Here is a 5344-nt window from a genome sequence, read left to right as displayed (position 1 = left end):
GAGGAATAACTCCTGCAAGGGGGGGCGGAATAACTCCCGGCTGTGGCAGGTCCGGAAACTTCTGCTGCGGGGCGATGAACTTTTGCCGGATGTTTACTCCTACCGGCTCCTGGCCTTTTTGAATACAATGTTCCACATCGCCCTGAAAAGGTAGCGCGTATCGGTAAGCAACGGCCTCTTGTCATATGAATCGAGGTAGTGCCGCTCGGAGTCCTGTATCTCCTGCAGCGTGTGGGGCATGTCGGCGTAGAACGGCGGCACAAGTCCGGGACGATACTTAATCCTCCTTTCCTGAAGATCCTTGTCATATAACGCGAAGTACTGGGGACTTAGCGGGCGGACACCCACCGGCTTAACATCGCCCTTCAGAAGGTTCAGAAGCATCGGGAGCTCATCGATCCACAGGGTCCTCATGATACCACCCAGGGTGGTCACCCTGAAATCATTCCTGTACTTGCCCCCCTTATCCAGGTTATTCTTCTGCAGCATGAAATCCTGCAGGTACTCAGCAAATGGGTGCATCGTGCGGAACTTGTAAACCCTGATAATATTACCCCCCTTGCCTATTCGCCGCAGCTTTATAAACATCCCGTAGGTGGGATCGGGGTCATAAACCGGCTCCCTGGTTTTTCGTACGCTGTAACAGTACAGGCCATTGACAAACTCGTCCTCCACCAGCTCAAAACCAGACGAATAGAGCCTGCCAAGCAGCTCGGCCCTGGAGAGGACACGGTTGTTGCCGCGGGTAACCAGGTAGTATAACTTCCGTGTCAGTAAAAATTTCGGAAAGACCCTCTTCAGTATATAGTCCAGCAGGTACATAACCCATCTTAACAGCGGCGGGTACTTCCTCAGGATACGTTTTTTCCTCTGCTGCGTCGTCTCGGCGCAACCGATAAAGATACCACCGTCAGGCAGTTTGCGGTTTACTGACTCGAAGAACTTATTGATCAGCCTGATGTCGTTCACGCGCTTCATATTGACAACCGCATTGTAAAAACCCTCCGGCTGCATCTCTATATTGAAGCGCGAGCCTGTCGACACTATGAGTGTCCTGTCGCCATCCCCCTCAATATGGCGTGACATGAATTCATAGATCCCCGGACCGCACTCCTGCTCAACCGCGGTCCTGATCTCACCGGTACTTACCCTGTAGTCGCTGTAATCGGCGGCGTTCCTTGCCTCTGCGATCTCCCAGGGTCGGGGAGGCGGGTTATGCGGTTCATGACCGTCAATCGTTTTTGTCCGTATCAACGAACTGTAAAGGTTCCCGGCAAACAATTCGAGCAGGGTGGCAAGGGTAACCGTACCGAAAAGCATCAGGCGGGAGTACCCGGAGATCCATAACAGGGTAAAGAAAATGAGTATGGCCCCAAGAGATACAAAATTGGAAAGAAGGATCACACGAACAAGCCTGTCAACGCCGTGCTTCTTTCTGAAGCTGTATTTTTTGAAATAGAAGGATGATATGGTCCATACAATTGCAAGTCCCCCGAAAGCATACAGATACTCATCAGAAAGGTACCTGGCCGTAGCAGGTTTATACAATGCGACGAGCAGGAACGATCCCGTAAGGATCAGCATGTCGACCAGGTAGATAACCGGATTTTGCCGCTGTTTTGTCATATTCTGATATTGCCGGGGTCTGCATTCATTGAGCCGGCATTTACCGGTCCTCAAGTTCCTTGTGCCGGTTTGTGCCTGCCCGCCGCTCTTGCTCCCGCTGCTGTCAAAAGTTTACGCACCACGAAATTAAAAGTTTCAGCCAATCTCCCGTTATTATTTGCAAAATATTTTTACCCAAAATATCATATCTTTGCTTTAAATCACCTTTATGGCAGAAACCGGTGCTGGAAAGAGAGTGGTAAGGAAGATCGGCAGCAGCCATGTTGTCTGGTTTCCCGGGAGCAACCGCTGGGTTGAATTCCAGGAGCCCGCCTGGATGATCTACCAGGGAGTTGGAAAGGGAGAAGACGATGCTGTAACCACCACGGCGCTTACCAAAAAATACGGCTTGCCGGAGAAGGAGGCGCGACGCTTCTACAGGGAGGTTGCCCGGGCGATAAAGGAATCGGAAGAAAGTCCCCCACCAGCGGCAGCCGATAAGCCGGAGGAGGAGTCCGGGTCCGACGAAGAACCCGACCGAAATAGCCGGCCGGCATCAACCCCGGTATCAAGCCCGGATGCAGCGCATCCCGGACCGCATCCCGGACCGCATGCCGAACCGCATCCAGGTCCGCATGTCGAACCGCATCCCGGTCCACATCCTGAATCACATGCCGGACCACACCCCGGATCACATGCCGGACCACATGCCGGTCAGCAAAACAGAACCCGCCGCACCAGGACCCGCCACTACCACGCCAACAACCGGCGGTTCACCATCACCTATGGCTCACCGCTGGCTGAATACTATATCCACAGGCCCCTCGCCCATCTCGAAACAGTTAACGGCGGCACAACCGGGCCCGGCAAAACCGGCCCCGCCACAACAGCCACCGGCAAAACCGGCCCCGGATCCACCGATCCCGGCAATACAGCCACCGGCACAACCGGGCCCGCCAAAACCGATCCCGGAACAACCGGCCCCGGCACAACAGCCCCCGGAACAACCGGCCCCGGATCCACCGATCCCGGCACAACAACCACCGGCAAAACCGATACCGGGACACAGAATGAAGCAGGTTTATCCCTTTACCTTGATGCAGACAAAAAAGGAGAAAGATGCTATGCCGGGGTTGACCGTCCGGCAGGTGTATCAACTGCCGCGTACCACTTTGATGACCCCGGTTTCCTGAAGCACAGGGCCTATACAGAGATCTGCAACCACATACACGGCACCGGCAATGGTGAGTGGATGTGCTATATCCATGCCTCGGCCGTTACCGACGGCCACAGTGCCGTACTGCTTCCCTCGGCCAGCGGTTCGGGCAAAAGCACCATGGCAGCACTGCTGCAGCTGCCGGCAGAAGAGATCACGGCACCAGGGTCCGGCCCTCCACCCCCTGACGGCAAAGAAACCGGTGCCGGCAAAGAAACCGGTGCCGGCAGCCACTCATCGAAAAACAACAGGAGCGCCAACCAACAGCTATGGTTCATGTCGGATGACTTCATTCCGGTATCGGCCTCCAACCTGAAGGCCTATCCCTTTCCGGCCGCGATAGCGGTAAAAGAGGGTTCCTATGATGTGGTGGCTCCCTGGTACGATCCCGGGTCCGATGCCGATGCCGGTTACAGGGTGCCCGGCAGGAAACCTGTGCGTTACCTGCGCCCCCGTTTCCCCGGAAGGGATCCCTTCGGTCCCCGTCCCGTCACCGCCATGGTGTTCCTGAAATACGACAACGAGGCAACCTTCAGCATGGAGATGCTTGACACACTAAGTGCCCTTGAGGCGTTCCACCGCGAGGCGTGGGTGTCGCAGAACCCCGCGCATGCAGAGAAATTCATCGACTGGTTCGTTACCGTAAGATGCTACAGGCTTACCTTCAGCAACAGCCAACAGGCAGCAGGAGCAATAAAAAAACTATTCGGCAACAGATGAAAAACAGCGATTCTTACTATCTGACAGCGTCAATACTGGCCCTTGAAGGCCATGAGAACACCGGGGCAAAAGAAGATCTGGAAAAGAAGATCCTTTCGGAGGAAGTGGACTGGAACAAGATGGTTTACACTGCAAGCAACAATTACGTGCTGCAAGCCATATATCTGAAGATGAGGGATAACGGACTACTGGAGCATTTGCCTGCCGGACTAACCGCGCACCTCAAAGAGCTGCATGACCTCAACCTTGAGCGTAACAAAACCATTCTGGAACACACCGGGAAGATCAACCGGCTTCTAAGGTCAAACGGCATAACACCCGTCTTCATGAAAGGGTTGGGAAACATGCTCGACGGTTTGTACTCCACACCGGCCGAAAGGATGATGCTCGACATAGATATTCTGGCAGACCCCGACCTAATGGAGAAGGCGGCGCAGCTGCTTATTGACGACGGGTTTACCAGTGCCCAGCAGTACGATCCCGCCCGCAAGGAGGCGATGAAGCACTTCCCCGAGCTCGTCAGGGAGGGCCTGCCCGCCTTTGTCGATATTCACCGGCTGCCTGTCAACATACAGTACGAATCGGTCTTCGGCTACCCCGACGCCATTGAGGGGGTGCACCCCTCACGGGAGAACCCTGAGTTCATGGTGATGTCAGACGTCAACAAGATACGCCTCAACTTTATCCATTCACAGAAGGTGCACTGGGGCCACCAGCATGCCAGGCCCTCCCTCAGAGACCTGTATGACCTGCTGCTGCTCGCCCGGCGCACCGACCCCGGCTCCGCCTTCGACACCTTCAGGCACTTCCGCCGGCAGGCTGCAGGTTACATCCGCGTTCTCAACAGCACCTTCGGAACCGCATTCAGGCTGCCGGAGGGGTCGGAAGGGAAGGGCCTCCTCTTTCACCGCAGGCACAGGATGGCGATGGAACACCCGCGGCTGGGCAAGATCAGCTACCACCTGCTCAGGGCCTGCCGTCTCTACCTGGCAATACCCGTTCGCAGCCTTTTCGACCGTAACTACCGCTTATACGTCAGGGTCCGCCTCAGGGATCCCGAGTGGTACAAAAGAAACCTGGGTATCAGAAAGATAGTTAAGAAGAAAGAGCCGAAAACCTGACAGCCATCTCAATCATCAGCGCCGTCAGGTCGGGCTTGTCCTCCAAAGCCTTGCGGCGCCTCCGCTGCCACTCCTCGGTTGTCTGCGGGTCAGACAGCAATGATACTGCTTTCTCCAGCGCCTCAGCCACCTGCCCGTCGTCTTCGCCATATCCGAAAAGCAGTCCCAGTCGCTCAAGCTCCCTGGTGTAACCCCTGCCATCGTTGTCGATAAAGAAGGCCGGCACACCCAGCACTGCGGCCTCGGCCGCCATGCAGGCACTCTCGCCGAAGAACAGCGACGCCCCCGCCAGCAGCGTGTGCCCGTCAGCACAGCCCCCCGGGATGGCCGGCACATTCATGCCGGCCGGCAAAGGTTTCTCAGAAGAGATGTATACCGTGCCGAACTCCGACAGCCGCCCCACCACCTCCCTTTTCGCCGCATCGCTCATGCCCGTGTGGCCCTTGTCGTGCCAGGCGTTCCACGAAACAAAACGCATTATGATATACGGCTTCTCCACACCATCCGGCAGCGCGGCCGGTGTAAAGCGCGACGGGTGAAGGCTTGCCAGCTCCTTCCAGCCATCAAAGCGGATATGTTTCCTGCCCAGGCCGGCCTCAAAAGCGGCAGGCGTAACCATGCGGGTTGAGAGGAACCGGTTGACCCGGTGCAGCAGCACGCTGCTCTCGGTATCCTCGAAGGT

General features: G+C 56.2%; 4 protein-coding genes. 2 read left to right on the top strand and 2 right to left on the bottom strand.

The annotated features are described in order from the left end of the window. Window positions 1-99 precede the first annotated feature (99 nt). Window positions 100-1626 (bottom strand): hypothetical protein, encoded by a 1527-nt coding sequence (locus EA408_05425; GenBank protein ID TVR73125.1) that lies wholly within the window; start codon window positions 1624-1626, stop codon window positions 100-102. 208 nt (window positions 1627-1834) lie between these two features. Here EA408_05425 and EA408_05420 point away from each other — a divergent pair, with 208 nt between their 5' ends. Together EA408_05420 and EA408_05415 are read left to right on the top strand one after the other, a co-directional pair. Then, the gene (locus tag EA408_05420) at window positions 1835-3541 is read left to right on the top strand and encodes a hypothetical protein (protein ID TVR73124.1); all 1707 of its coding nucleotides are present in this window, start codon (window positions 1835-1837) and stop codon (window positions 3539-3541) included. Further along, window positions 3469-4662: a hypothetical protein gene (locus tag EA408_05415; GenBank protein TVR73123.1), complete on the top strand. Its 1194-nt coding sequence runs from the start codon at window positions 3469-3471 to the stop codon at window positions 4660-4662. The genes EA408_05420 and EA408_05415 overlap by 73 nt, the downstream gene beginning before the upstream one ends. Here EA408_05415 and EA408_05410 read toward each other — a convergent pair. After that, window positions 4637-5344: hypothetical protein (locus tag EA408_05410; protein ID TVR73122.1), on the bottom strand; the 708-nt coding region annotated here is incomplete at its 5' end. The two genes, EA408_05415 and EA408_05410, sit on opposite strands and share 26 nt — an antisense overlap.

It is taken from the genome of Marinilabiliales bacterium (assembly GCA_007695015.1).
Lineage (GTDB): Bacteria > Bacteroidota > Bacteroidia > Bacteroidales > PUMT01 > PXAP01.
Note: the sequence above shows the minus strand (reverse complement) of the source record. Positions and strands in the feature narration are given on the sequence as shown.